The following is a 24,723-nucleotide window of genomic DNA, read 5'->3' as shown; positions in this document are numbered from 1 at the left end:
GGGGTACTTGGCTCTCATGGGGCCAGCAGCTTAGCGGAAAGTCAGTATCAAAAAAGATTTTGAACAGGTTCTAAGAAGAAAGGCTGAAGCCCTGATGCTGCAAGCGACAAATAGAAGCATGAGCAGGACAGATAACAGACCGACGAGTGATAACATGTTTCAAAAAATGAAAGGCTCTTTCAAGTAATGTAGGCTGGCGCTCTGGCGAGGTACTTGGATAAAGATCCAGGTATAAAAGATTGGACAAATGCCGCATACCAAGCGATGAACCACTATAGCCCGAGGCAGCACATTCACAGACATCCTCCCCTCAAATAGTGGAGCCATCAAACGCTCTATTTTTCGTAGCTGCTTGTGCAACTGGAATCTGCGCCAGAGCCACTTTTCATTTGAAGATTCCGATACGCAGAATGGGCCGTCACTGGTCGATGATGACCAGCGTGCCCTGGCTGCCTGCTGCCACCGCGTGGGGTTGGCCGGCGGGCACCATGAAAACCTCGCCGGCTTGGACGCAGATCAACTGGCCGTCGATTTCCAGGTTCATATGACCGTCCACAACCAGCAGGGCTTCGACGAAGGGGTGGGTTTCGGGTGGATAGGCCGTGGCGTCCATGCGCAGCACTTTGACGTTGGCGCCGGCGGCCCTGCCGAGCACGGTGGACCGCCAGGGAATGGGCAGGCGGCTGGCCTCTGCGCTGAGATTCAGTTTGGACATGGGGGGTGGATGTGGGTCTATACGAAGGGCGTGTATTGCCCGGTGCAAACGAGGAAGCACTATAGCCCGGCGCTGCATTTTTCATAGCTTCTCGCGCAGGTGGTATTTGCGCTGGAGACTGTTTGTATTTGAAGCTTTCTATCCCGATTGAGAGAGTGCGGATGGCGCTTGGCATCCACACGATGCCTGGCCGGGATGCAAGTCCATTTGCGCGCACCGACCAGCACCCAAGCTGCACCGCCGACTGGTAGTTTGCCAACTTGGCGCCTATGCTAAGAAAGCGTTGATCGCCTTGCACCAGCGCCAGCCGCGAGAGCGAAAGGACTGCATATGCTCGCCAATACCTCCGTGACAACCATGCTCCCGGTGATCGATATCGAGCGGGCGCGAGCGTTTTACGAACGCTGCCTGGGATTGACGCCCAGTGGTTTCCGACCCGACGGCAAGTTCATCTACCAGGTAGGTGGCAGCACGCTAGCCCTGTTCCCTCGGCCGGAGGGCACCAAGGCGGACCACACGGCGATCAGCTTCCAGGTGCAGGACATCGCCGCCAGCGTGGCCGGGCTGAAAAAGGCCGGGGTGGTGTTTGAGGACTACGACCTGCCGGGCGTCAAGACCGTGGACCATGTGTGCGTGCTGGGCGCAGAAAAAGCCGCCTGGTTCAAGGACACCGAGGGCAACTATCTGTGCATCCACCAGGACATGGGCTAGGCCCTGGTTGTCGCCATCGGAGCGGCCACAAGGCGCTCTTCTTTTCGTAGCTGCTTGCGCATATGGAATCTGCGCAAGGGCTATGTTAGCTTGAAATTTTGGATGAGGTTGATGCTACCGGCATCCCCGGCCGGAACATGCGCCCGGCGACACAATCACTGTTTTTTATCGGCTTACCCACGCTCGCCTTTATACCGTGTGAATAGCGTCACTAACAGGGGCAGCAGCTCCAAAGTAAGGAAGGTGCATAAACAGGCAACCCACAGCGGATAGGCATCAGTATCTCTGGTCGGATGCGACTCTGCCGTGCCACCGCCCGACGGTGCAAACTCTGAGTAGCCACTCAGCCACAGCACCTATAGCCTTATCGGTTAGGTGAACCTTTTGGTCAGCTAGCCCACTCTAGAGCTCCAGCGCTAACATCTGAGCCACCCTCCGCATACCGCGTCTTTCTGCACAGACACGAAACGTATAGTAAGTACAAAGACCCGGACATTCCTCTAAAAAAGTACTGCCCCAACATGTTTCACCAAAAATTGAATGATTGCCTACGCACATTGACGCTGGTCTGTGCACTCGGGATAAGCACTGCGGTGCAGGCTCAAACATCCATCGATGATATTTTGCAGTCAGGTACAAACTTTGGAAACAAAGCCTTTACCGGGTTACTCGGCAGCAATGGTGGCACCATCAATGTTGAAAGCGCCGAAGGCAGTGCGGTTGTCCAATCTATTAGCCGTCTCTCTGAAAGTTGCGTCAAGCGCTTGCAGAAGGTTCTCCAAACGTTTGGTGAAAGCAGGGTTGCCCGTGGCTTTTACGGATATGGATGGGGCAATGTCAATGCTGTTAGCTTAAACCTGCCACTTGCCGTTTTAGGGGTAGATGTCCAGGCAAGCTACTACGGCTTGGCTCCCTTAGAGGATATTTCAACACTCACCGAAAAAACAAGAATAGTTCCGGTTTTTGATGCTGAATGCCAGCAAGGCACGGTTACATACGAAGCAGCCATTGCACGTTATTTCAGCAAAGACAATGCGTTATTTGCACGGCCATTGCTTTCTAAGAGTAGCGCGACTTTGGACATGCATTCCATTGAGTTAAATCCACATGGTGTATTTGGGATTGCGACTATCTCGAACATCTGCCATGAAATAGTGGACCAATCTTCGACGCAACAAGCCTGCTATCCGCAGACCATAGACGTGTACTGTCAATCCGATTCCTGTTACTCAGAACCATTAATTGAGTTGGTAGAGCGAGGAAAGCTCAGTAGTCGTAATACGACTGGGGTATTTTTCGATCGCATCAATGCGGTTGAATGGAAGATTTATGGGGAACGCAGGGACTACATGCGCAGGTAAGTTGAAGCTACGCCCATCTTATGAGCCGCAAAGTACTGCGGGCGTTAGCTATGGACGTGCGAGTCGATCAGCGCTGGCGCGGTAGCGACGGGCAGGTGCTAGGCCAGCGGCCCCGCAAAGGAGGCGGCCAATACATGGCGACGGTTCAACATCAGTGGCATCCTTTTGTCAGGCCGCAGTGGCCACCGCTTCGGCAATATCCCGGCTATAGGAATGGCTGGCGTCCACCAGCATGCGGGTGTACGGGTGCTGGGCGGCGCCGCTGCAGAGGTCGTCCACGCTCAGCGATTCGACGATGCGGCCGTGCTGCATTACCGCGACCTGGTCGCACAGATGGGCGACCACGCCCAGGTCGTGGGTGACCATCAGATAGGTCAGGCCGTCGCGTTCGCGCAGGTCGGCCAGCAGGTTCAGGATTTCGGCCTGCACCGACACGTCCAGCGCCGAGGTGGGCTCGTCCAGCAGCAGCACACGCGGCTCCAGGATCAGCGCGCGTGCAATCGCCACGCGCTGGCGCTGGCCGCCCGAAAGCTGGTGCGGGTAGCGGAAGCGGAAGCTGCTGTTCAGCCCCACCTTGGCCAGGATGCTGTCGATGCGCTCACGTTCCCGATCCATGCCGTGGATGCGCAGGGGCTCGGCCAGCACGGTGTGGATGGTGTGGCGCGGGTGCAGCGAACCATAGGGGTCCTGGAACACCATCTGCACCTCGCGGCAGTGCGCGCGGCTGCGCTTGGGGCCCAGCGCCCGGCCGCCAATCTGCAGTGCGCCGTCCCAGTGGGCGTACTGGCCGGCCAGGCAGCGCAGCACGGTGGTCTTGCCCGAGCCGGACTCGCCCACCAGGCCAAAGGACTGGCCCTGGCGCACCTGCAGGTGCACGTCGTTGAGCACCTTGACGGCACCGAAGGACAGGTGCAATGCGTTGACATCGATCATGGTCATGGGATGGGTTCCTTCAGGCTGTCAGCCAGGCGGGGTCGCGTTGCAACACGGGCAGGCGCGGGCGGCGCTGCTCCAGGCTGGGCAGGGCGCCCAGCAGGCCGCGGGTGTAGGGGTGTTCGGCGCGGTCCAGGTCGGCGGCGGCAATGCTTTCGACCACTCGGCCGGCATACATCACCAGCACGCGGTCGCAGAAGTGGCGCACCAGGTTCAGGTCGTGGCTGATGAACAGCAGGCCCAGGCCGCGCTGGCTGACCAGCTCGTCCAGCACCGACAGCACCTGTAGCCGCACCGAGACGTCGAGAGCCGAGGTGGGTTCGTCGGCAATCAGGATCTCGGGCTCGGTGATGAGCATCATGGCGATCATGATGCGCTGGCCCATGCCGCCGGAAACCTCGTGCGGGTACAGATTGAACACGCGCTGCGGCTCGCGGATGTGCACCGACTCCAGCATGGCCAGCGCGCGCTCATAGGCCTCGGCACGCGGCACCTTGTGGTGGGCCAGATAGGCCTCGGCGATCTGCTGGCCCACGCGCACCACCGGGTTCAGCGAGTACTTGGGGTCTTGCATGATCATGGACATGCGCTGGCCGCGTATGCCCTGCATGGTCTTGGTGCTGGCGTTCAGCAGGTCAATGCCGTCAAAGCTCAGCTTGCGCGCTTCGATGCGTGCGCTGCGCGGGTGCAGCTTGAGCAGGGCCCGGCCCACGGTGGACTTGCCCGAGCCGGACTCGCCGACGATGGCCAGCTTTTCACGCGACAGGTTGAAGGACACACCGCGCACCGCGTGCATGGGGCCTTCGGGTGTGGCGAAGTGGATGTGCAGGTCTTCCACCTGCAGCTTGGGCTGCGGCAGAGAAGAAGGAATGGCAGGGTTGTGCATGGTCATATTCCTTATTCGCTGCGCGGGTCGAGCACGTCGCGCAGGCCGTCACCGAGCAGGTTGAAAGCCAGGCTCACCAGCATGATGGCGGCGCCAGGTGCGGCGACCAGCCACCAGCACTCGATCATGTAGCGGCGGCCGCTGGAGATCATGGCGCCCCACTCGGGCAGCGGTGGCTGGGCACCCAGGCCCAGAAAGCCCAGGCCTGCGGCGGTGAGGATCACGCTGGCCATGTTCATGGTGAGGCGCACCACCACCGAGGACATCAGCATGGGCGCGATATAGCGCAGCAGAATGCGGGCGCTGGAGGCACCCTGCAGCTGCGCGGCCACCACATAGTCGGCATGGCGCAGCGACAGCGTCTCGGCACGTGCCAGCCGGGCAATCGGCGGCCAGGCGGTGAGCGCGATGGCGATCACCGCGTGGTCCAGCCCCGGCCCGAGCGCGGCCACGAAAGCCAGGGCCAGCACCAGGCTGGGGAAGGAGATAAAGATGTCGGTGATGCGCATGAACAGGTTGTCCACCCAGCCGCCGAAATAGCCCGCCATGCTGCCCACGGCCAGGCCGACCGGGCCAACGATCACCGTCACCAGCAGGATGATGTAGAGCGAGATGCGTGAACCATGCACCAGGCGGCTAAAGATGTCGCGCCCGTATTCATCGGTGCCAAACCAGTGCGCCGCAGACGGTGCCTGCAGTGCCTGCTTCAAATCTTGTAGCAAAGGGTTGTGCGTGGCGATGAGCGGGGCGAACAGCGCCACCAGCAGCAGCAAGGCCACCACCACCATGCCGGCGACGGTCATGGGATTGCGCAGCAGCCGGCGGGTGCCGCGGGCCAGGTTCTGCCGCAGCGCCTGGGCGGCAGATTCCGGTGTCGCGTTATGTGTGGGGTCGTAGGTAAGCGTGGCCATCAGCGTGTTCTCGGGTCAAAGACTTGGTACAGGGCGTCGGACACCAGGTTCAGGGTGACGAAGATCACACCCACTACCAGCACGCAGCCCATCACGGCATTCATGTCGCCCAGCAGCAGGCTGCTGGTCAGGTACTGGCCGAAGCCGGGCCAGGCGAACACGGTTTCGATCAGCACCGCGCCTTCCAGCAGGCCGCCGTAGGCCAGGGCCACGATGGTCAGCAGCTGCACCAGGATGTTGCGGAAGGCATGGCGCCAGACCACCCCGCGCTCGGACAGGCCCTTGACCCGCGCCGTGGTGATGTACTCCTGCGACAGCTGGGCGAGCATGAAGCTGCGCGTCATGCGGCTGATATAGGCCATGGAGTGCAGGCCCAGGATGCTGGCCGGCAGGATCAGGAACTTGAGCGCGCTGCGGAACACCTCCCAGTTGCCGGCCAGGGCCGAGTCGACCAGCAGCAGGCCGCTGCGCGTGGGCACGATGCCGTCAAACGCCAGGTCCACCCGGCCCGCGCCGCCGGCCCAGTCCAGCCAGGCATAGAACACCAGCAGGCCCATCATGCCGAACCAGAACACCGGCGTGGAATAGCCGAACAGGCTTACCACCCGCACCACATGGTCGGCCAGCTGGCCGCGCCGTGTGGCGGCATACACGCCCAGCGGTATGCCGATGCAGGCACCGAACAGGATGGCCATGGTGGCCAGCTCCACGGTGGCGGGCAGCACGCGCACCAGGTCTTCGGTGACCTTATGGCCGGTGAGCATGGCCTTGCCCAGGTCACCATGTAGCAGGTCGCGCAGGTAGTAGCCGAATTGCACGGTCAGCGGCCGGTCCAGGCCCAGCTGTTTGTAGACCTGCTCGTAGGTGGATTTATCGGCATCCGGCCCGACGATGGACAGCACCGGGTCCAGCGGCATGACCCGGCCGATCACAAAGGTCAGCAGCAGCAAGCCGAGCAGCGTCAGCACCACGCTGAAGGCGCGCTGGCCTAGCGCCCGCAAGCGCTTGGAAGTTTTGGAAGAGGACAAGAGCATGTCTCCGGAATAAGAGGGCTGGGCTCAACGCTGCTTGTAGACGTCACGCAAGCGTGTCGTCGCCGATGGATGGCCCTGGTAGTTGCGCAAGTCCTTGCGCACCACCACGGTGTCCACCATTTGCGAGATGGGCTGGATGGCGCCGACCTCGGTGTCATACAGCCGCTGCACCTTTTCGTACTCGGCGGTCTGCTTGGCTTCGTCGGGCTCGACCTCGGCCTTGGCGATCAGGGCGTTCAGCTCGGGGTTGAAGAAGGAGGTGCGCCAGCCCTGGAAGTTGGTGAGCTTTGCCGCGTCGCTGTTGTCGGGATTCAGCACCAGGGCGCGCAGGCTGCCGTGCGGGTGCGGCTCCACACCGCCGCCGCCGCGCCCCACCAGAATTTCGAACTTGCGGTCACGCATGGCGCCATACACCTGGTTGCCGGTGCCCGACAGCACGCTAGCATCAATGCCGGCCTGCGCCAGTGTGGACTGCAGGCTGGTGGCGATGTTGATGAAGGGCGGGTCGGCCAGCACGCGGATGCTGGTCTTGAAGCCGTTGGGGAAGCCGGCCTCGGCCAGCAGCTTCTTCGCGCCGGCCACGTCCAGCACATAGGCCGGGCTGGGCAATGTGGCGGCCAGGCCCAACTGCACCGGGCGCTGGTTCGGCACGCCGTAGTGGGGCATGACGGCGTTGTTGATTCCGTCATAGTCGATCAGCTTGCGCAGCGCCAGGCGCACGCGCGGGTCAGCAAACTTGGCGTCCTTCATGCTCACGGCCACGTAGTACAGCGTGCCGCGGCGCATGGCCTGCACCACCGCGTCGGGGTTGTGCTTCATGGCCTCCAGGTCGGGCACCGACATGCCCGAAGCCACGTCCAGATCGCCACGCTGCAGCATCAGCCGCAGCGACTGCGATTCGGTCATGTGGCGCATGACCACCCGCTTCATCTTGGCCGGGCCACGCCAGTAGCCGTCGAAGCGGTTCATGATCAACGTGTCCTTGGCGCGCCACTCGGACAGCGAGAACGGGCCGGAACCGGCGGCGTGCGTGGTCAGCCAGGCGTTGCCCATATCGCCATTTACCTCGTGGGCCATGACGGCTTGGCGGTCCAGCACCACGGCGCTGACCGAGGTGGCCAGGGTGAACAGCACCATCTTGGGATCGGTGGGCTTGGGCAGGTCAATGACCAGGGTTTGCGCGTCGGTGGAGCGCACCATCTTCTCCACATTCTTGGCGCTGAAGCCGTAGCTCTTCCAGGGCGAGGCCATGGCCAGGTTCAGCTTGAGCACGCGCTGCAGCGACCAAGCTGCGTCTGCGGCGGTCAGCGCATTGCCCGACTGGAACTTGACGCCGGAGCGCAGGTTCAGGGTGATGCTGCGCCGGTCGGGCGCGACCGTCCAGCGCTCGGCCAGGCCGGGCTGGATCTGGCCCACGTTGTTGGCGTCCAGCTCGATCAGGTAATCGTACAGATTGGTGTTGATTTCCACCACATCGTTGCCGGTGGCGGCGGCCGGGTCCAGCGACAGCAGATTGTTCATGCTGAAGCCGACGATCAGCTGGTCCACCGGCGTTTTCGCCCCCGCGCCGGTGGCCAGCAGGCACAGCGCCAGCGCTGCGGGGCACCACCATTTATTGTTATGCATTGACTTGTCTCCTCGGGATTGACGGGCCTGCGGCGCGTCAATACTTCTGGCGTGTATGGGCTTCGATGTAGTCGAAGTTGATGTCTTCTCCCAGGCCCGGCAGCTGCGACAGGTGCACATAGCCCTCGGCGTCCATCGGGTCTGCCAAGGTGTTCAGGTAGGCCGGCACTTCGTCGTAGTCCAGGAAGGGGTGCAGCAGGCCGCGCTCGTACCAGCGGCAGTTCTTGATAGCCGCGCACACCGCCAGGTTGGCCGCGCCGTTGCCGTGCACCTCGCACTGCATGCCAAACGATTCGGCCAGGTGCGCCACCTTCAGGGTCGGCGAAATGCCGCCCACGCCCGGTACGCCGGCGCGCAGGATGTCGCAGGCTCCGGCCTTGACCCAGTCGGCACGGCTGTGGTGCTTGCCGGACAGGCTTTCCGGGCCGACGATGGGGATATCCAGCTGGTCGGCCAGCCAGGCATACGAGGCCATGCTTTGCTCGTTCATCATTTCCTCGAACCAGGTGAAGTTGAGCTTCTCCAACGCACGGCCGATGGTGAGTGCGTCCATGCGGCTGTAGTCATGGTAGCCATCCAGCATCAGCGGGATATGCGGGCCCACGGCTTCGCGCACCGCGGCGCAGGCCTTGATGTCCATCGCCACGCTGGGCGCGAACGACACCGGCGGCATCCAGGTGTGCAGCTTCAGCGCCTTGTAGCCGCGCGACACCAGCTTCTCGGCAAAGGCCGCGTATTCATCGGGAGTGGACAGACCGCATTCCAGCTCGTCACCGCACATGGTGCTGCCATAGGCCGGCACCTTGTCGCGGTAGCCGCCGATCAGGCGGTACACCGGCTGGCCCAGCGCACGGCCGGCCAGGTCCCACAGCGCCTGGTCCACGGCGGCCAGGGCGCGGTCGGTCAGCTGGCCGGCGCTGCCGCGCTGCCAGTGCTCCAGGCCCTGCCACAGGTATTCACGCTGGAAGGCGTTCTGGCCGATCAGCACCTTGCGCACAAAGGCTTCAAGCACATGGGGGCGTATCACTTCGGGGGGCGCAAACGCGTAGCCGCTATGGCCTTCATCGGTGGTGATGGTCAGCATGGCCATCTTGCCCAGGCCTTCGGGGCCGGGATGGGAGTGGCCCGCAGAATCCACCGAACGGCGGGTGGGGAAGCTGAACTCCGTGCCGTGCACGCTTACGATTTTCATATCCATCCTTTTTATTCATCAGTCGTCAGACTTTGCATAATTCTAGACAACACGTCTGACGTGTATTCCTGGTACAAACCCTTGGTCTCTCTGTAAAACCTGCTCTTGGGGCTTGTGCATCAGTCGTCAGGCGAGCCACACGGCAGCGTTATAGTTGCCAGCTATCCACCCGAACGCCCGTCCATGAGCACCCTGCTGCAAGAACAACCCCTGCGTGCCAAAAGCCAGCCACAGCGCGTGGTGGACGGCGTCTCCGAGCGCATACACAGCGGCGCCCTGAAGCCCGGCGACCGGGTGCCGCCCGAGCCCAGCCTGATGCGCGAATTCAATGTCAGCCGCACGGTGGTGCGCGAGGCTATGTCGCGCCTGCAGGCCCGTGGCCTGGTCGAAACCCGGCAAGGCGTAGGCACGTTCGTGCTGGCCACACCGGCGCCCGAGCCGCTGCTGGCCATTGCCTCGCGTGATGTGCAGGTGCGCCAGAAGCTGGCCATGCTGGAGCTGCGCATCAGCCTGGAATCCGAAGCCGCCAGCCTGGCCGCCATGCGCCGGCGTGACGAGCACCTGCAGGCCATGCGCACCGCGCTGGACGCCTTCGATGCGCAACGCCGCGTTGGCGGCAGCACCACCGAACACGACTTCCAGTTCCACGTGCAGATTGCCGCCGCCACGGGCAACGAATACTTTGAAGAAGTGCTGTGCAGCCTGGGCAATGCCACCATCCGCCGCCCCACGAGCGACGGGGCAGAAGCCGCGCCGGCCGACAAGCCCACGGCACGCTTCGGCGAAGCCCAGGCCGTGCTGGAGAGCGGCAAGGCCATCACCCAGCGCGAGCACGAGGCGATCTACGATGCCATTTACCGTGGCGACGCCGCCGCCGCCCGCGCCGCCATGTTCATGCACCTGAGCAATAGCCGCGAACGCATGCGCAGCAGCTCGCCCAGCCAGGGCTGAGCTGAAGAACGCCACCCGCAGGCGGCGCGCAGGCTGCCAAGACGCCTGACCTCAAGGGTTTTCACCGATGGCAGATTGTTGTTCCGGTTTTTAGTATCGCTCAAGTCATCTGACGACTGACGTACTACCAATTTAATAACTTTATCCATCGGAGACACCGTCCATGCAACCCAAATTACTCGCCTCCCTGGCCCTCGCCAGCCTCGCCGGCGCCGCCTCGGCCCAATCCAGCGTCACCCTGTACGGCATCGTCGATGCCTGGGTGGGCCAGACAAACCACAAGGTGGGCGCCACACCGCCCGGCACGGGCTCGGTGGTGGACAGCGGCGGCGCGCAGGCCAGTCGCTGGGGCCTGCGCGGCTCCGAAGACCTGGGCGGCGGCCTGCAGGCCAGGTTCGTGCTGGAGCAAGGCATCAGCATCGACAATGGCAGCGTCAGCAAGGTCTCCAACTCGGACAACGGCTTTAACCGCGCGTCCTACGTGGGCCTGGCCGGTGACTTTGGCGAGCTGCGCCTGGGCCGCATGCTGACCGCGTTTGACGCACTGCGCGGCTCCACCAACCAGCTGTACGACTCATCGGGCTTTGCCTCCACCGGCCAGGTCTGGGGTGCGGGCAGCACCGCCGCCAACGGCCTGCCCGCCGTGACCGGCAGCGACTACCTGGCGCGCGGCAACAACACGGCCTACTACGCCAGCCCCTTCATCGGCCCGGTCAAGGGCTCGCTGAGCTACAGCGCCCCCGAAGGCGCCACCACCGCCACCGATGCGCCCCGCATGCTCACCGGCCATGTGGAATACGCATCCGGCCCGCTGCGCATAGGCTATGCGCGCCAGCTGGAGCACTACACCACTGGCGCCAACAAATTCCACCTGGTCGCCGGCCACTACAACTTCGGCCCGGCCCGCCTGGTCGGCGCCATGCAGCGCCAAAGCGACGAGCGCGTCACCGGCACGCAAAAGTCCAGGGAATGGCAGCTGGGCCTGGACGCCCCGTTTGGCGCAGCCACCGTGGCCATAGGCTACGCCAGCGCAGTGACCGATAGCGGCGCGGGCCAAAAGGTGGTGGACGCCAGCGGCCTGAGCCTGATGGGCACCTACGATCTGTCCAAAAGCACCCGGCTGTACACCGCCTACCGCAGGCTGAAAGTGGATCGCGCAGACGGCAGCGCCACGCTGGACGCATCGCGCCTGGGCGTGGGTGTGACTTACAAGTTCTGAGCGGCTCGCCGCGTTGTCAAAAATGGGCCTCCAGCGCAGATGGAACCTGCGCTGGAGGCCTCTTTTTCTTCCAGATATTTCTATGCGGTTTGAGGTGATGTGGATGCTTCTGACGCCCATGCGATCCCTGACCGCATATCCCGGCCAGGGATACCTATGGCGTCCACAAGCCAAACAGCGCCTACAAACCCAATCGACCGCTAGCGCAGAATATACCTGCGCAATCAGCTATTAATTTAAGAGCAATTATCGATCCATCCCCCGTACCATGCGCCGCCTGGTACGGGGTGCGAAGCCATGGGTTCTATGATGCGGGCACGCATCCACAATACACCTGACGGTGACCACCACGTTCCCATTTCTTGACCATGGCATCACTCCAATTTGACCAGGAAGAGCAGCTCTTCACGGCGTTCTATTCCAACCAGGCGTCCCTGCTCGACACCATGTGCCAGAGCTTGCAAAGTCGCATCGCCGAGTTGCTGGGCGGTGCTGGCGGTGTCGCGGGGGTCAAGGTGGAGGGGCGGATCAAAGACCGCGATGAGTGCCTGCGCAAATTCACCAACAAATACCGTTATGCGTTGGAAGAGGCCAACCTGCCCTATGCGATCCAGGACCATCTGACAGACCTGATTGGCATCCGGGTCGTGTGCCTGTACGAAGACGAAATCTGGAAGATTGCAGAACAGATACGGCCCAGTTTCAGCGTGATTGAAATCTCCGACAAGATCGCCAAGGTGGAGGGCACCGACGATTCCTTCGGCTACAAGGGCCTGCACCTGGACCTGGGTTTTCGGGCCGAGGACGTGGGCCTGGCGCCCGACACCACGCTGCATATCAGGCAGTTTGAGTTGCAGGTGCGCACCATCATCCAGGACTCCTGGAGCGTGCTGGACCACCAGATCAAGTACAAAAAATCGATCCCCAGCCCGCTCAAGCGACGCATCAATGTTTTAGCGGCGTTGTTCGAACTGGCTGACCGCGAGTTTCGGCAGATCCGCGATGAAACGGAAGCCGGCCTGCAGTCCGCTCCGGATGAATCTGCCTCGGCGGAAGCAACCCCCGACACCCGCGCCCCCACGCGCGACGGCCATGCGCAGAGCGAGCTCAACGCCTTCACCTTTCTGAAAATCGTGAACCACTTCTTCAAAGACTTTAGCTTTGAGCCGGCCAAGGTGGACAGCTTTGTGGAGAGCATCAAGTCCTGGTCGCCCAAGATCAACCGCAGCGAATTCAACTCCATCGTGCGCCACCAGATCGGGACGGTGAAGAAGTACAAGCTGTATTTCGAGGACCGCAATGACAGCCTCAAGTTCAATCCCTACACCGTGATCCGCCACTGCCTCTACTTGAGCGACAAAGACACCTACGAACTGGCCCTGCGCCGCAACGCCAAGGAGGCTTTTGATACCTGGCTGGCGCAAAACACCCCGCCTTCGGCAGGGGTATGAAATATGAGCCCCCCGAACGCAGCGCGGCGGTTGCAATGCACCGGCCTACTTAGGCCACAACACCCATAGCTTCAGCGGCTGCTTCAGGCGGCCAGCCAGCTCGCCCGCCTCGGGGCCCCAGCCCGCGAAGTAGTCGGCACGCACAGCGCCGACGATGGCGCTGCCGGTGTCCTGGGCCAGCACCAGCTTTTGCAGCTGCACGTTGGGGCCGCTGGAGGCCAGCCACACGGGGGTGCCGTAGGGGATGCTGGCCGGGTCCACCGCGATGGATCGGCCTGGGGTCAACGCCACGCCCTGGGCGCCGCGCGGACCAAAAGCCGCGTCAAATTCAGACAACACCTCTTCGCGGAAGAACACCATGCGCGGGTTGCTCCACAGCAGCTCGTTGACACGCTGCGGGTTCTGGGCGATCCAGGCCTTGATGCCAGGCCAGGTGGCGTCGCGCACCAGGCCCTGGTCCAGCAGCCAGCGGCCCACGCTCTTGTAAGGTTGGTCATTGGTGCCGGCATAGGCCAGGCGCACCAGGCGCTGGCTGCCGTCGGCCTCGGTGATGCGCAGGCGGCCGGAGCCCTGGATCTGCAGCACCAGCGCGTCCACCGGGTCGGCCAGCCAGGCGATGGCACGGCCGGCCAGCTGGGCCTTGGCCTCGGGCAGGGTGTCCATCTCTTGCCGGGTGTACCAGGGCTTGCGCTGGCCCAGGGTGGCGGGCGGGCGGTACAGAGGCACGGCAGAGGCGCTGGTGGGGTTGCGCGTGGCGTCCATCAGCGGTTCGTAGTAGCTGGTCAGCAGGCCCTCGGCGCTGCCCTGCAGGGGCTCCACGCGGTAGGGCTGGAAGCGGGCCACCATCCAGGCGCGCTGCTCGTCGCCCGTGCCTATGCTGAGGCGGCGCACGTCCTTGCACAGCGCGGCGTGTACTGGGCTGGGGCGCTCACAGCTTTTGATCCAGGCGTTCCAGGCTTCATGCAGCGGGTCTTGGGCGAAGCCGGGCAGCTCGGCCCAGCGCACGGGGGTCCAGCGGCTCTTGCCCTGCACGATGGGCGCGGGCAGCGGGCCGGTGTCGCCGGGCACCACGAAGGGCGGGGCTTCGGGGGTGGTTGGCGTAGCAGGCGGGCTGGGCTCGGGGGTGTAGTCGGGCATGCGGGTGGCGCAGGCGGCCAGGGTTCCTACAATCGCGGCCATCACAGATTGCTGAAGGAGTCGGTTCATGGTGTTGCTATTGCTTGAAGCGCTAGGGGCGGGCTTGTTACTGGTGCTGATAGTCTGGTGGACCATGTTCTCGGGCCGCAGCGGAGGTGAGATTATCCAGCCCCCCAGCGAGCCCAAGGACTCTGAGGGAAAAAGGCCTCCAGCGCAGGAATAATCTGCGCAAGAAGCTACATTTTTTGTAGCAAGTTGGCCAATTCGACGGCCGACTTGACTTCCATCTTGTCGAACACCCGGGCGCGGTGCACCTCCACCGTGCGCACGCTGATGTCCAACTGATCGGCCACCAGCTTGTTCGGCAGGCCCTGCACCACCAGGCGCATCACGTCGCGCTCGCGCTCGGTCAGCTCGTCCACCCGGGTCTGCAGCTGGCTGCGGCTGTGCAGCCGCTGCAGGTGCTGGGCCGACTGCTGCAGCGCCTGCTCGATGCGATCCACCAGCGCGTTGTCGGAAAACGGCTTTTCGCAGAAGTCAAAGGCCCCGCGCTTAACCGCGTCCACCGCCGTGGGCACGTCGGCATGGCCGGTCAGGAAGATCACCGGCATGGCCGTATGCAGGCCCCGGGCCACCAGCTTGTCGAACAAGGCCAGGCCGCTCATGCCGGGCATGCGCACGTCCAGCAGCACGCAGCAGGCCTGGCGCGGCGTGAAGTCGGGGCCCAGCATGGCGTCAAACACTTCGGCGCTGGGAAAGCTCTCGCTGAACAGGCGGCGCGAGCGCAACAGCCAGGACAGCGCGTCGCGCACGCTGGCGTCGTCGTCCACAATGAATACGGTGGCGTCTTGTATGGGTTGCATGGCGGGCTCCGTTTACTTCACCGTGGGCAGGGTAAATCGGAACACGGTACCACGCGGATAGTTGGCCTCGAATCCCAAAAATCCCCCATGCTGCTCGACCACCGTACGGCACAAACTCAGGCCCAGGCCCATGCCCTCCAGCTTGGTGGTGAAGAACGGGGTGAACAGACGCTGGGCCACGTCTTCGGGTATGCCGTCGCCCTGGTCCAGCACGGCGAACTCCAGCCAGCCACTGGGCTGGGAGGCGCGCAAACTGGCGCCGGCCAGGCTGACGCGCAGCACCAGCAGGCGCTGGGTAATGTTCGGCTGGTCCATGGCCTGCATGGCGTTGCGGGCCAGGTTCAGCAGCACCTGCTCGACCATGGTGCGGTCGCACAGCACGGCGGGCAGATGGGCCGGCAGCTCGGTCTGTACCTGCACGCCCAGCTTGCGCGCCTGCAGCTCGACCAGGGGCATGATGGCGTCCAGCAGGGTCTGCGGTGCCACGGCTTCGCGGGCCTCGGCGCGGCGGCGCACGAAGTCATGCACGCTGCGTATCACCTTGCCGGCGCGCTCGGCCTGCTCGGCGATGCGGCGCATGGCCATGGCCAGATCGGCGCCGTCCAGCGCGTCGGCCTGCAGCAGATTCAGCGAGCCGGTGGCGTAACTGGAGATGGCGGCCAGCGGCTGGTTCAGCTCGTGGCTGAGCAGGGAGGCCATCTCGCCCACGGTGGCCAGGCGGGCCGTGGCCTGCAGCCGGTCCTGGCTGGTGCGCGACAGCTCTTCTATCCGGCGCTGCTCGGTCAGGTCCACCACCGCGCTCATCCAGCCGGTTTGCGTGCCCTGGGCGTCGATCAGCGCGGCCTCGATGATCAGTACCGGGAAGCGCGTGCCGTCCTTACGCATGAAGACCGAGCTGAAGCCCTCGCGCGGCGGCGCGTTGCCGGCCAGACGCACTTCCTGGCGCTGCTGGTATTCCTCGGCCAGGTCGGGCGGCCAGTAGGGCGCAGGCATGGCGTGGTCGGCCAGCTCTTCCACGCTGAAGCCGACCATCTGGCAGAACGCCGGGTTGACGTAGGTGATGCGGCCCTGCAGATCGCGCGCGCGCAGCCCGGTCAGCAGCGAATCCTCCATGGCCTTGCGAAACGCCAGGGCCTCGGCCAGGCCGCGCTCGGCGCGCTGGCGCAGCCGCGTGTCGCGCGCCAGCAGCACTGTGACGGTGATCAGCGCCAGCGACATCAGCGTCACCAGGGCCATCATCAGGTTGGGGAACACGCCGGGCGCGCCGCGCCAGCTGTCCAGCCGCACCACCAGGGTGTTGCCAGGCAGGTCCAGCAGCTGGCGGGCGGTGAACACCGGCGTGCCACGCCGCGCCACTCCGTTCAGCGCCAGGCGCGCGCCGTCGGCCTCGGCAAACGACACTTCCTGGCTGCGCGTCAGCTGCCGGCCCACCAGGCCGGCCAGAATCTCCGGCAGCGAATAGGTGGCCACCACATAACCCGTGATGCCACCGCCCGAGGCCAAGGGCAGGCAGACCTCCATCACCTCCATGCCCAGGCCGTCCTTCTGGGGCAAAAAATAGTTGGTGGAATAGGCCGCACCATTGAAGCGGCGGGCCGTGGCGCAGCCCAGGGCTACATCGGCCTGGGCATAGCCACGGCCCAGCATGTCGAACGCGGGCGGACGAAACGGCGAATCCACTGCGGCCAGGGTGTCCATCGCCGGGGTGCGCCACTCCACGCGCAGCAGCTCGCGGTGCTCGCCCATGAACTGGGTGGCGTTGTCGGTCCAGATACTCGGCGAGGGATCGCGCGCATGCAGGGCCTGCAGGCTTTGCACATTGCGCGTGAGGCCGCTACGGATATCGTTGACCACATCGGCGGCGTCGCGCTCCAGCTTTTCCTGCACCTGGCTGGCTTCAAAGCGCCCGGCCAACCACACCAGGGTGACCAGCAGCAGCAACATCAAGCCCAGCAGCAGCCCCCACAAAAACCAGCGGTGTCCCGCCGGGCCGCGTGGCCAGCGCAGGGTTTTCACAGAACCCGGTGCTCCAGCGCCGGCAGCTGGCGGCGGTAGCTGTCGCGTTGCGCGGCGTCCAGCAGGCCGGCCACCACGGCCTCGCCCTCGGCATGCTGGGACAGCACGGTTCCCCAGGGGTCCACCAGCATGCTATGGCCCCAGGTGCGGCGGCCGTTCTCATGCAGGCCGCCCTGGGCCGGGGCCAGCACATAAGCCAGGTTTTCCACCGCGCGGGTGCGCAGCAGCAGCTCCCAGTGGGCCTGGCCGGTGGTGTGGGTGAAGGCGCTGGGCACCAGCAGCACATCCGCGCCCTGGGCAGCGTAGCGCCGGTACAGCTCGGGAAAGCGCAGGTCGTAGCACACGCTCAAGCCGATGCGCCAACGTTGGCCGTCGCGCGCCACCAGCTCGAACAACACAGGCTCGCTGCCGGGCTCCAGCACGCGCGACTCGTCAAAGCGCTCCTGCCCATTGTCGAAGCGGAACAGATGGATCTTGTCGTAACGCGCCACGCAGGCACCCGTGGCGTCGAACACCAGGCTGCTGTTGCGCACGCGGCTACCGTCACCAATGGTCAACGGCAGCGTGCCGCCCACGATGCACATGCCCAGCTGGCGCGCGCTGCGGGCCAGAAAGTCCTGGATGGGGCCGCTGCAATAGGCCTCCTGGATCTGCAGCTTGTCGGTGTCCTTGCGACCCAGCAGGCAAAAGTACTCGGGCAGCACGGCCAGCTCGGCGCCACCGGCTGCCGCCTCGGCCAGCAGCTGGCCGGCACGCTCCAGGTTCGCCGTCAGGCTGGTGCTGGAGACCATCTGGATGGCGGCGACTTTCATGGCGTGGTTCCTGGCTTGGGTGGCAGATCGGCTTTGCTTTCCGAGATCTTATGCGGCACCTTGGTGATTTTCGGGTCGGCCCAGGTGCCGTCGATATGGAATTCCTGCGTGGCGGCCTCGGTCAGGGGGCGGCGCAGGAACCACTGGGCCAGGAAGGAACCTATGCCGATGGCCGGGTTGATGACGGTGGCCACCAGCGAAGCCGTGCCGGCGTTGATCTCGGGCACCACCACCACCTTCAGGTTCTGCGTTTCGTTCGGGATGCTGGCGCTGCCTTCCATCAGCACGGCTGCGTTCACGCCCTTCATCTGCAGGTTGTTGGTGCTGGCCGTGCCCTGGTCTATGCGCACATCGCCCCGGATGAAGTCGAACGCAAAGCCTTCGCTGAACACATCGCGGAAATCCAGCGTCAACCGGCGCGGCAGGGCCTGCAGGTTCAGCACGCCCAGCAGCTTGGCCAGGCCGGGGTCGGCCTTGAGGAACTGGCCGTTTTCCACCTCCAGATTGAACTGCCCGCCCAACGAGGGGTAGTCCAGCGACAGGGGCGAGCCCACCCAGGCCACCTGGCCCTCCATCTGCCCCTTGCCACGCCGGATCACTCCGGCCATGCCCAGGCGGGTGAGCAGGGCACCGGCATCATTGATGTCCAGCTTGAAGTTCATTACCGAGCGGTGCGGCATATAGCCGGATGCCAGGCCCGGCGCCGCGGGCAGGGCCGCGCTGGCCAGCGCCGTCCAGTTGCCGGTGGCGCTAAGCTGGGCCTCCGGGGTGGTGATGATGAGCTTGTTCAGCCGCCAGTCGCGCATGCCGCGGTTGACCGCATCCACCTCCACCCGGCCCAGCTTTTTGCCCTTGAGCTCCAGCTCATCCACCACGATGTCCAGCGCCGGCACGCTCTCGGTGGGTTCGTCGAACAGGGTGTTGACCTCGGTGCTGGCGCTGGGCGTCAGGGTCAGGCGGGCCAGGCGGGCGTAGACGCGGCCGGGGCTACCGCCGCCAGGCTGGCGAAATTCCACATAGCCATTGAGCTCCTCGGCATCCACATTCCCATGCCAGGTCGTACCCTGGCGGGTGCTATCCAGCACCAGGCGGTGCAGGGTGCGGCCATGGGCGGTGAGCGTATTGGCGCGCAAGTTCAAGACGGTGGGCAGGTAGGCGATCGCGTTCGGGTCCACCGCAGCCAGGCCGGTGGCGCCAGGGGTGGAAGCCAAAATACGGTCCCAGGCATCGGTGTTGATGCTGTCCACGCGGATGTTCGCTGCCACGCCTTCTTCCGGCATGGCCACCGTCTCGCCCGCTGGCAGGCCCACGGCCATGCTGCCGCGCAGCACGCGGGGCTCGGGTCCGCTCACATCACGCACATAGGCCACACTGCCGATACCGGCCAGGTCCAGGGACAGGCGGTCGCGCAGCGTGCCGGCCGGGCTAGGCAGCAGGGCGTTCTCAAACCGCAAGGGCATGGCAACCTCGGCCGACTTTTTATAGGGCGCAGGCAGGTCCAGGGCCATGCCTTGCAGCGTGCTGTTGACGGCCACTTCCAGCACCTGCTGGCGCAAGCCCAGCACCGCGGAATAGGCTGCGCTGCCGCTGATGCGAGCAGTCAAGCGCGACAAGCTACCCAGCCCCGGGGCCTGGCGCAGGCCGTCGGCCGTGGCCACGCCCTGCACACGGAACTGCAGGCCCACGTCGCGCGAGGCCACAGCGGCAGTCGGGTAGTTAGCCGCCACCGGCGCCCGCGTGCCGCCGTCAATACGCGCCTCGCCCCCGAGCAAACGTGCCTGGCCGCCCACCACGGTAAAGCCCGACTCGGTGAAGTTCACCGCGCCGCGCACCTTCTCCAGGCCCACGGTGCCGGGCACCACCTGCAAGTCGTTGCCGTTCAGCACCAGGCTGCCCTGGATCTTGCTTTGCTCGATCTTGTCTATCGGCAGCTGCAGCTGCAGGCGGATATCGGCTATGCCGGTGCCGCTGGCGCGGTCCAGTGCATGCTCGGTCAGCGCCGCCAGCGGGGAGCGCGCCATGGCGCCCAACATGTCGGGCAGGGGGCCGCGCCCCTGACCCTTGAACACCACCACGGCATGCTCCACATCGGCAATCTGCACTTCGGCCTGGCTGATGCGCAGGTTCGGCGCACCGGCCAGCACGGCAGTGGCACGGTTAACCTGCAGAGAGCTGCGGTCCAGCACCAGCTCGCCCGACAGCTGCTCCAGCGCCGGCCAGGGCAGGCTGCCCGCGGGGTGCAGGCTGGGCGGCGAGTAGGCGTAAGTGGCGTTCTTTACCTCGGCCACCACACGGAACTCACCCTGCTGCGGCTTCAGAAAGGGGAAGTCGTGCAGATCCCCCTTGACGCGGAACTTCACCCGGTCCGAACTGCCGGCCACCAGGGCTTCGCGCAGGTAGCGGCGCGTCTCGGGCAGCGACAGCGGCAGGTAGCGGTGCACGCGTGCACCCTCGGCCCGGCTCAGCTGGCCTTGCAGGTCCAGCACGCCGGGGAAGCGCGAACGGCTGCCGGAGCGCGCCGGGTCGCTGGTGTGCCAGTTGGCCTGCAGCGTGCCTTCCAGGTCGGGGTTGGCAAAACGCATATCGCTGACCTGCACAGACAACGCCTTGCCATCGATCTTCCAGGCCAGGCCGGCCGACAACTGGTCCACCGGCAGCACGGGTTCTTCAAACACGCCGGGCAGCTCCAGTGCGCCCTGGGCGATCTGCAGACTGGCCTTGCCTGCGGCCTGGTTCACGTCAAAGTCCAGAGTGGCGCCACGCACGCCCAGCACCGCAGCACCACCCACGTCCAAGTTCGTCGCACGGCCCTTGGCCTGGAACTGCGTGGGCGCCGCCACATCGCCCTGCCAGCTGGCCTCGATGCGCTCAACCAGGCCTTTGGGGGCATAGGTATCCAGCGCCGTATGGACATCCGGACCCAACGGCAGGCGCTCGGCAATCTGCGCCAGGGTCGCCAGGTCCAGGCGGTCGGCGCGCAGTTGGCCCTGGTTTTTTTGCACCCGGGCAAACACGTTGCCGCCGGACCACTGCACGCCCGCGTCGGTAGTGAACTGCAGACCCTCGGTGCTGAACTCTACGCCGCCAGCCAGGGGGCGCCCGGCCAGGCGGCCCTGCAGCTGCTGCAAGGCCAGGGGCTGCAGATCGGCCCCCAGTTGAACGCGCACATTGGCCAGGGCCACGTCGGCCGTGGCGGCCTGCAGCTTGCCGTGCTGCAACTCGGCCCATAGCCGCAAAGCCCCCACACCCTGGGCCACGTCTAGGCCCAGGTCGGTGTATTGCCGCAGCTGCGACACATCCACCCGGGGCAGGCTGGCGTACACCGGGCCATCCCATTCCTTCCAACGGCCCCGGTGCACGCTCAGTAGCGGCTGACGGAACTGGGCCATGACGCTGAAGCGCTCACCCCATTCGGCCGGCGGCGACGCGTCCAGGCGCAAGCTGTGGCGCAGGCCCTTGTTGCGCATCACAAAGTCCACCGCGCTCAAAGCCAGCGGTGGGGCGCCGCGCTGCTCGTCGGTCCAGCGCACAGTGCCACCGCGCACCACCAGCTCGGTCTGGGAAAACAACCAGTCCAGCGCCCGGGTGTCCTGGCTGTCGCCGCGCGACACATCCAGCCCGGCCACCAGCAGGCGGCCATCGGCGCTGCGGCGCACATCCAGTTCGGGCTGGTCTATCACCAGTTGTTCAAACCCCAGCTTCAGCAGCGAGGCGGGCGACAAGGCAGCCAACACGCGCGGCAAGCGCAAGGCTTCACGGCCCTGCGGGTCCAGTATGGCCACGTCGCGCAGCTCCACCGACGGTATCCAGCCCGTGGAATGTGCAGAAATCGAGCCTATGCGCACCGGCAACCCCACAGCCAGGCTGGCCTGCGCTTCCAGCTGCGGGCGAAACTCGCCGATTCGCGGCACAATCCAGCCGTGCAAGGCCCCCCAAGCGATGGCCAACACCAACCACGCCGCCGCTACCAGGCCCAGGCCCCAGGGCGCTGCCTTGGCAGCCAGTCGCAGCAGACGCGTAGGTTGGGGCTTAGATTCAGTCATTGGACACATGGATGCAACAAGAATTATCACTCCCATGCTTCGCCCCCCTATGGCGCGGCCTCAGCGAAACGGTGAAGTTTTGTTAATAAGCCAGCCCCCCACCTCCCCTCTGTCGGAGCATTCGCGCTTTGTGCAGCGCCTGCGCCGCCGCTATGCCGACCAGCTGGATCTGCTGCAGCCTGGGCCGCCGGTGTTTGAAACCATGCAGTCCACCCTGGCTGCCCTGTTGGCCCAGGGCCTGGAACTCGGCGCCGCCCTGCGCAGCCTGCGCCAGCTGGTGATGGAGCGCCTGGTCAGCCTGGACTGTGACGAACAGGCCCCGCTGGCTGTGGTGACCCACGCGGTCACCGTGCTGGCCGAAATCGCCCTGGACGCCGCCTGCACCTACGCACAGCAGACCCTGGACGCCCAGCACGGCATGCCCCTGGGCCCGGACGGCCAGCGCGCCCAGCTGTGGGTCATCGGTATGGGCAAGCTGGGGGCGCGCGAGCTGAATGTGTCCAGCGACATCGATCTGATCTACATCTACAACACCGAGGGCGAAACCGCCGGCACACCCGAGGGCCGGGGCCGCATCTCCAACCACGAGTACTTCGGCAAAGCGGTCAAGACCATTTACGCCCTGGTGGGTGACACCACCGAGCACGGCTTTGTGTTCCGCGTGGACCTGGCGCTGCGTCCGCATGGCAACTCCGGCCCGGTGGCGCTGTCGCTGGACGCGCTGGAAGACTATCTGCAGCAGCAAGGGCGCGAATGGGAGCGCTTTGCCTGGCTGAAAAGCCGGGTGGTGGCGCCGCGCGCCTGCATCCAGGACGCCTGCGCGCTGCGCGGCGTGGTGCTGCCCTTTGTGTTCCGCCGCTACCTGGACTACAGCGTGTTCGACGCCCTGCGCAACCTGCACCAGCAGATCCGCGAACACTCGGCACGACGTAGCGCCGGCAGGCCCGAACGCGCGAACGACGTGAAGCTGTCGCGCGGCGGCATACGCGAGATCGAATTCACCGTGCAGCTGCTGCAGGTGGTGCGCGGCGGCCAGTTCCCCGAGCTGCGCACCCGCCCCACGCTGGACGCACTGCAGCGCCTGGCCCGCGCCGGCCTGATGCCCCAGGCCACCGCCGATGCACTGGCCCAGGCCTATTCCTTTTTGCGCCGGGTGGAGCACCGCATCCAGTACCTGGACGACCAGCAAACCCATGTGCTACCCACCGCCGACGAAGACCTGGCCTGGATCGCCCACACCATGGGCTACCCCGACTGCTGCGCCTTTCTGTGCGAGCTGGACAGCCACCGTGAACGCGTGGCACAAGAGTTCGACACCCTGCTGGGCGGCGCGGGCAAAAAAGAATGCAAGGGCGGCAGCTGCAAAGGCGCCAAGAGCATGGGCAGTAACGACCTGGGCAATGTCCCGGACCTGGCCACCCTGGCTGAACAATTGCAAGAACCTCTGCGCGCGCGCCTGCTGCAATGGGCCGAAAACAGCCGCATCCAGGCGCTGCGTGACGCTCCCCGCGCCCGCCTGTCGCGCCTGGTGCAGCGCACCGCCGGCTGGCTGCGCGACGGCACGGCCAGCGAAGAAGGCGCGTTGCGCTGGATGGACTGGATCGAATCCCTGCTGCGCCGTGAAAGTTACCTGGCCCTGCTGCTGGAGCGTCCGGCCATCCACCAGCGCCTGCTGCGCCTGCTGGGCGCGGCCCGCTGGCCGGCCCGCTACCTGCAGCAACACCCGGGCGTGATCGACGAACTGGCCGCGGACACCATGCTGTCCGAGCGATTTGTGCCCGCCGAATTCGAGGCCGAACTCGAAGCCCGCCGCGCCGCCCTAAAGTCCACCCAGGAAGACGACGACGAAACCCTGCTCAACCTGCTGCGCCGCGCCCACCATGCCGAGCTGTTCCGCACCCTGGCGCGCGACGTGGAAGGCCGCACCACGGTAGAGCAGGTGGCCGACGACCTGAGCGCGCTGGCCGATGTGGTGCTGCGCGTCACCGCCCGTTGGTGCTGGCAGCGCCTGAAAAACCGCCACCTGGACGAACCGCGCTTTGCCGTCATCGGCTACGGCAAGCTGGGCGGCAAGGAACTGGGCTACGGCAGTGACCTGGACATTGTTTTTGTCTACGAGGACGAGGACGACCGCGCCCCCGAGGCCTATGCCAACCTGGTGCGCAAGCTGATCAACTGGCTGAGCGTGAAGACCGCCGAGGGCGACCTGTTCGAGATCGACACAGCGCTGCGCCCCAACGGCAACTCTGGCCTGCTGGTCACCACCTTGAACGCCTACGCCAGCTACCAGCAAGGCCGTGGCAGCAACACCGCCTGGACCTGGGAGCACCAGGCCATGACGCGCGCGCGCTGCGTGCTCGGCCCCGCCGATCTGCACCAGCGCTTTGACGCGGTGCGCCAGGCCGTCATCACCGCACCACGCGACCTACCTGCGCTGCAGGCCGAGATCGTGGCCATGCGCAACAAGGTACGTGGCGCCCACCCGGTGCGCGGCGGCCAGTTCGACGTGAAGCACAGCCCCGGCGCCATGGTGGACGCCGAATTCGCCGTGCAGTACCTGGTGCTGGCCCACGCGGCCCAACACCCGGCACTACAGGACAACGTGGGCAATATCGCCCTGCTGCAGCGCGCCGAAACCGTGGGCCTGCTGCCCCCGGGCGTAGGCATGGCAGCCGCCAATGCCTACCGCGTGCTGCGCAAGGTACAGCACCACGCACGCCTGAATGAAACCCCCACCCAGGTCGCCCCCGAGCCGTTGCAGGCCGAGCGGGACGCAGTGCTGGCGCTGTGGTCGACCGTTTTTGGTTAGGTTCGATTCAAGGCATCGGCAGTTACAGTAAGACGCCGAAGAGCCTGGTCAGA

18 protein-coding genes are annotated in these 24,723 nt (G+C 64.9%); 6 read left to right on the top strand and 12 right to left on the bottom strand.

From position 1 onward, the window contains the following. Positions 1-418: 418 nt before the first annotated feature. Positions 419-715: a cupin domain-containing protein gene (locus AC07R0_RS24800; protein WP_495106889.1), complete on the bottom strand. Its 297-nt coding sequence runs from the start codon at positions 713-715 to the stop codon at positions 419-421. Positions 716-1,045: 330 nt separating this feature from the next. Here AC07R0_RS24800 and AC07R0_RS24795 point away from each other — a divergent pair, with 330 nt between their 5' ends. Next, complete coding sequence (locus AC07R0_RS24795; RefSeq protein ID WP_495106888.1) at positions 1,046-1,426, top strand: VOC family protein; 381 nt, start codon at positions 1,046-1,048, stop codon at positions 1,424-1,426. Between the two features lie 521 nt (positions 1,427-1,947). Next, positions 1,948-2,787: a hypothetical protein gene (locus tag AC07R0_RS24790; protein ID WP_495106887.1), complete on the top strand. Its 840-nt coding sequence runs from the start codon at positions 1,948-1,950 to the stop codon at positions 2,785-2,787. Between the two features lie 168 nt (positions 2,788-2,955). Here the strand turns inward: AC07R0_RS24790 and AC07R0_RS24785 are convergent, their stop codons facing one another. Genes AC07R0_RS24785 through AC07R0_RS24760 form a run of 6 tightly spaced genes read right to left on the bottom strand, consistent with a single transcriptional unit; the run spans position 2,956 to position 9,369 of the window. Beyond that, complete coding sequence (locus AC07R0_RS24785) at positions 2,956-3,720, bottom strand: ABC transporter ATP-binding protein (protein ID WP_495106893.1); 765 nt, start codon at positions 3,718-3,720, stop codon at positions 2,956-2,958. Positions 3,721-3,739: 19 nt separating this feature from the next. Further along, positions 3,740-4,606 (bottom strand): ABC transporter ATP-binding protein, encoded by an 867-nt coding sequence (locus tag AC07R0_RS24780; protein WP_495106886.1) that lies wholly within the window; start codon positions 4,604-4,606, stop codon positions 3,740-3,742. An 11-nt stretch (positions 4,607-4,617) separates the two neighbouring features. Next, positions 4,618-5,517 carry an ABC transporter permease gene (locus AC07R0_RS24775; protein WP_495106885.1) on the bottom strand — a complete coding sequence of 300 codons (900 nt, stop codon included), beginning with the start codon at positions 5,515-5,517 and terminating at the stop codon, positions 4,618-4,620. Beyond that, entirely contained in the window at positions 5,517-6,545 is a 1,029-nt protein-coding gene (locus AC07R0_RS24770; RefSeq protein ID WP_495106884.1) for an ABC transporter permease, read from the bottom strand. The genes AC07R0_RS24775 and AC07R0_RS24770 overlap by 1 nt, the downstream gene beginning before the upstream one ends. A gap of 30 nt (positions 6,546-6,575) precedes the next feature. Beyond that, positions 6,576-8,177, bottom strand: a complete 1,602-nt coding sequence (locus tag AC07R0_RS24765; RefSeq protein WP_495106883.1) for an ABC transporter substrate-binding protein — start codon at positions 8,175-8,177, stop codon at positions 6,576-6,578. A 37-nt stretch (positions 8,178-8,214) separates the two neighbouring features. Continuing rightward, positions 8,215-9,369: a mandelate racemase family protein gene (locus tag AC07R0_RS24760; protein ID WP_495106882.1), complete on the bottom strand. Its 1,155-nt coding sequence runs from the start codon at positions 9,367-9,369 to the stop codon at positions 8,215-8,217. Between the two features lie 183 nt (positions 9,370-9,552). Between AC07R0_RS24760 and AC07R0_RS24755 the strand changes: the two genes are divergently transcribed. From AC07R0_RS24755 to AC07R0_RS24745, 3 genes are all read left to right on the top strand, one after another. Next, positions 9,553-10,320: a FadR/GntR family transcriptional regulator gene (locus tag AC07R0_RS24755; RefSeq protein WP_495106881.1), complete on the top strand. Its 768-nt coding sequence runs from the start codon at positions 9,553-9,555 to the stop codon at positions 10,318-10,320. A gap of 163 nt (positions 10,321-10,483) precedes the next feature. Beyond that, on the top strand, positions 10,484-11,539 hold the full coding sequence (locus AC07R0_RS24750) for a porin (RefSeq protein WP_495106880.1): 1,056 nt from the start codon (positions 10,484-10,486) through the stop codon (positions 11,537-11,539). Between the two features lie 368 nt (positions 11,540-11,907). Beyond that, complete coding sequence (locus AC07R0_RS24745; RefSeq protein ID WP_495106879.1) at positions 11,908-12,990, top strand: GTP pyrophosphokinase; 1,083 nt, start codon at positions 11,908-11,910, stop codon at positions 12,988-12,990. A gap of 45 nt (positions 12,991-13,035) precedes the next feature. Here AC07R0_RS24745 and mltA read toward each other — a convergent pair whose 3' ends face one another. The 5 genes from mltA to AC07R0_RS24720 form a co-directional block, all read right to left on the bottom strand. Continuing rightward, positions 13,036-14,262 (bottom strand): murein transglycosylase A, encoded by a 1,227-nt coding sequence (gene mltA / locus AC07R0_RS24740; protein WP_495106878.1) that lies wholly within the window; start codon positions 14,260-14,262, stop codon positions 13,036-13,038. A 101-nt stretch (positions 14,263-14,363) separates the two neighbouring features. Then, entirely contained in the window at positions 14,364-14,990 is a 627-nt protein-coding gene (locus tag AC07R0_RS24735; RefSeq protein ID WP_490591822.1) for a response regulator transcription factor, read from the bottom strand. Positions 14,991-15,002: 12 nt separating this feature from the next. After that, the gene (locus AC07R0_RS24730) at positions 15,003-16,997 is read right to left on the bottom strand and encodes a two-component system sensor histidine kinase NtrB (protein ID WP_495106892.1); all 1,995 of its coding nucleotides are present in this window, start codon (positions 16,995-16,997) and stop codon (positions 15,003-15,005) included. Positions 16,998-17,002: 5 nt separating this feature from the next. Then, on the bottom strand, positions 17,003-17,818 hold the full coding sequence (locus AC07R0_RS24725; RefSeq protein ID WP_495106877.1) for a carbon-nitrogen hydrolase family protein: 816 nt from the start codon (positions 17,816-17,818) through the stop codon (positions 17,003-17,005). Further along, positions 17,815-21,861, bottom strand: coding sequence for a YhdP family protein (locus AC07R0_RS24720; protein ID WP_495106876.1), 4,047 nt, complete (start codon positions 21,859-21,861; stop codon positions 17,815-17,817). Before AC07R0_RS24720 ends, AC07R0_RS24725 begins: the two co-directional genes overlap by 4 nt. A 49-nt stretch (positions 21,862-21,910) precedes the next feature. Between AC07R0_RS24720 and glnE the strand changes: the two genes are divergently transcribed. Further along, positions 21,911-24,670 carry a bifunctional [glutamate--ammonia ligase]-adenylyl-L-tyrosine phosphorylase/[glutamate--ammonia-ligase] adenylyltransferase gene (gene glnE, locus AC07R0_RS24715; RefSeq protein ID WP_495106891.1) on the top strand — a complete coding sequence of 920 codons (2,760 nt, stop codon included), beginning with the start codon at positions 21,911-21,913 and terminating at the stop codon, positions 24,668-24,670. Positions 24,671-24,723 lie beyond the last annotated feature (53 nt).

The organism is Rhodoferax sp. GW821-FHT07F03 (assembly GCF_059418745.1).
Note: the sequence above shows the minus strand (reverse complement) of the source record. Positions and strands in the feature narration are given on the sequence as shown.

Excerpts from the sequence above, each read along its gene's own strand:
- AC07R0_RS24800 (WP_495106889.1), bottom strand. The coding sequence starts at position 715 with ATGTCCAAACTGAATCTCAGCGCAGAGGCCAGCCGCCTGCCCATTCCC.
- AC07R0_RS24795 (WP_495106888.1), top strand. The coding sequence starts at position 1,046 with ATGCTCGCCAATACCTCCGTGACAACCATGCTCCCGGTGATCGATATC.
- AC07R0_RS24790 (WP_495106887.1), top strand. The coding sequence starts at position 1,948 with ATGTTTCACCAAAAATTGAATGATTGCCTACGCACATTGACGCTGGTC.
- AC07R0_RS24785 (WP_495106893.1), bottom strand. The coding sequence starts at position 3,720 with ATGATCGATGTCAACGCATTGCACCTGTCCTTCGGTGCCGTCAAGGTG.
- AC07R0_RS24780 (WP_495106886.1), bottom strand. The coding sequence starts at position 4,606 with ATGCACAACCCTGCCATTCCTTCTTCTCTGCCGCAGCCCAAGCTGCAG.
- AC07R0_RS24775 (WP_495106885.1), bottom strand. The coding sequence starts at position 5,517 with ATGGCCACGCTTACCTACGACCCCACACATAACGCGACACCGGAATCT.
- AC07R0_RS24765 (WP_495106883.1), bottom strand. The coding sequence starts at position 8,177 with ATGCATAACAATAAATGGTGGTGCCCCGCAGCGCTGGCGCTGTGCCTG.
- AC07R0_RS24760 (WP_495106882.1), bottom strand. The coding sequence starts at position 9,369 with ATGAAAATCGTAAGCGTGCACGGCACGGAGTTCAGCTTCCCCACCCGC.
- AC07R0_RS24755 (WP_495106881.1), top strand. The coding sequence starts at position 9,553 with ATGAGCACCCTGCTGCAAGAACAACCCCTGCGTGCCAAAAGCCAGCCA.
- AC07R0_RS24750 (WP_495106880.1), top strand. The coding sequence starts at position 10,484 with ATGCAACCCAAATTACTCGCCTCCCTGGCCCTCGCCAGCCTCGCCGGC.
- AC07R0_RS24745 (WP_495106879.1), top strand. The coding sequence starts at position 11,908 with ATGGCATCACTCCAATTTGACCAGGAAGAGCAGCTCTTCACGGCGTTC.
- mltA (WP_495106878.1), bottom strand. The coding sequence starts at position 14,262 with ATGGTCCACCAGACTATCAGCACCAGTAACAAGCCCGCCCCTAGCGCT.
- AC07R0_RS24735 (WP_490591822.1), bottom strand. The coding sequence starts at position 14,990 with ATGCAACCCATACAAGACGCCACCGTATTCATTGTGGACGACGACGCC.
- AC07R0_RS24725 (WP_495106877.1), bottom strand. The coding sequence starts at position 17,818 with ATGAAAGTCGCCGCCATCCAGATGGTCTCCAGCACCAGCCTGACGGCG.
- AC07R0_RS24720 (WP_495106876.1), bottom strand. The coding sequence starts at position 21,861 with ATGACTGAATCTAAGCCCCAACCTACGCGTCTGCTGCGACTGGCTGCC.
- glnE (WP_495106891.1), top strand. The coding sequence starts at position 21,911 with ATGGCGCGGCCTCAGCGAAACGGTGAAGTTTTGTTAATAAGCCAGCCC.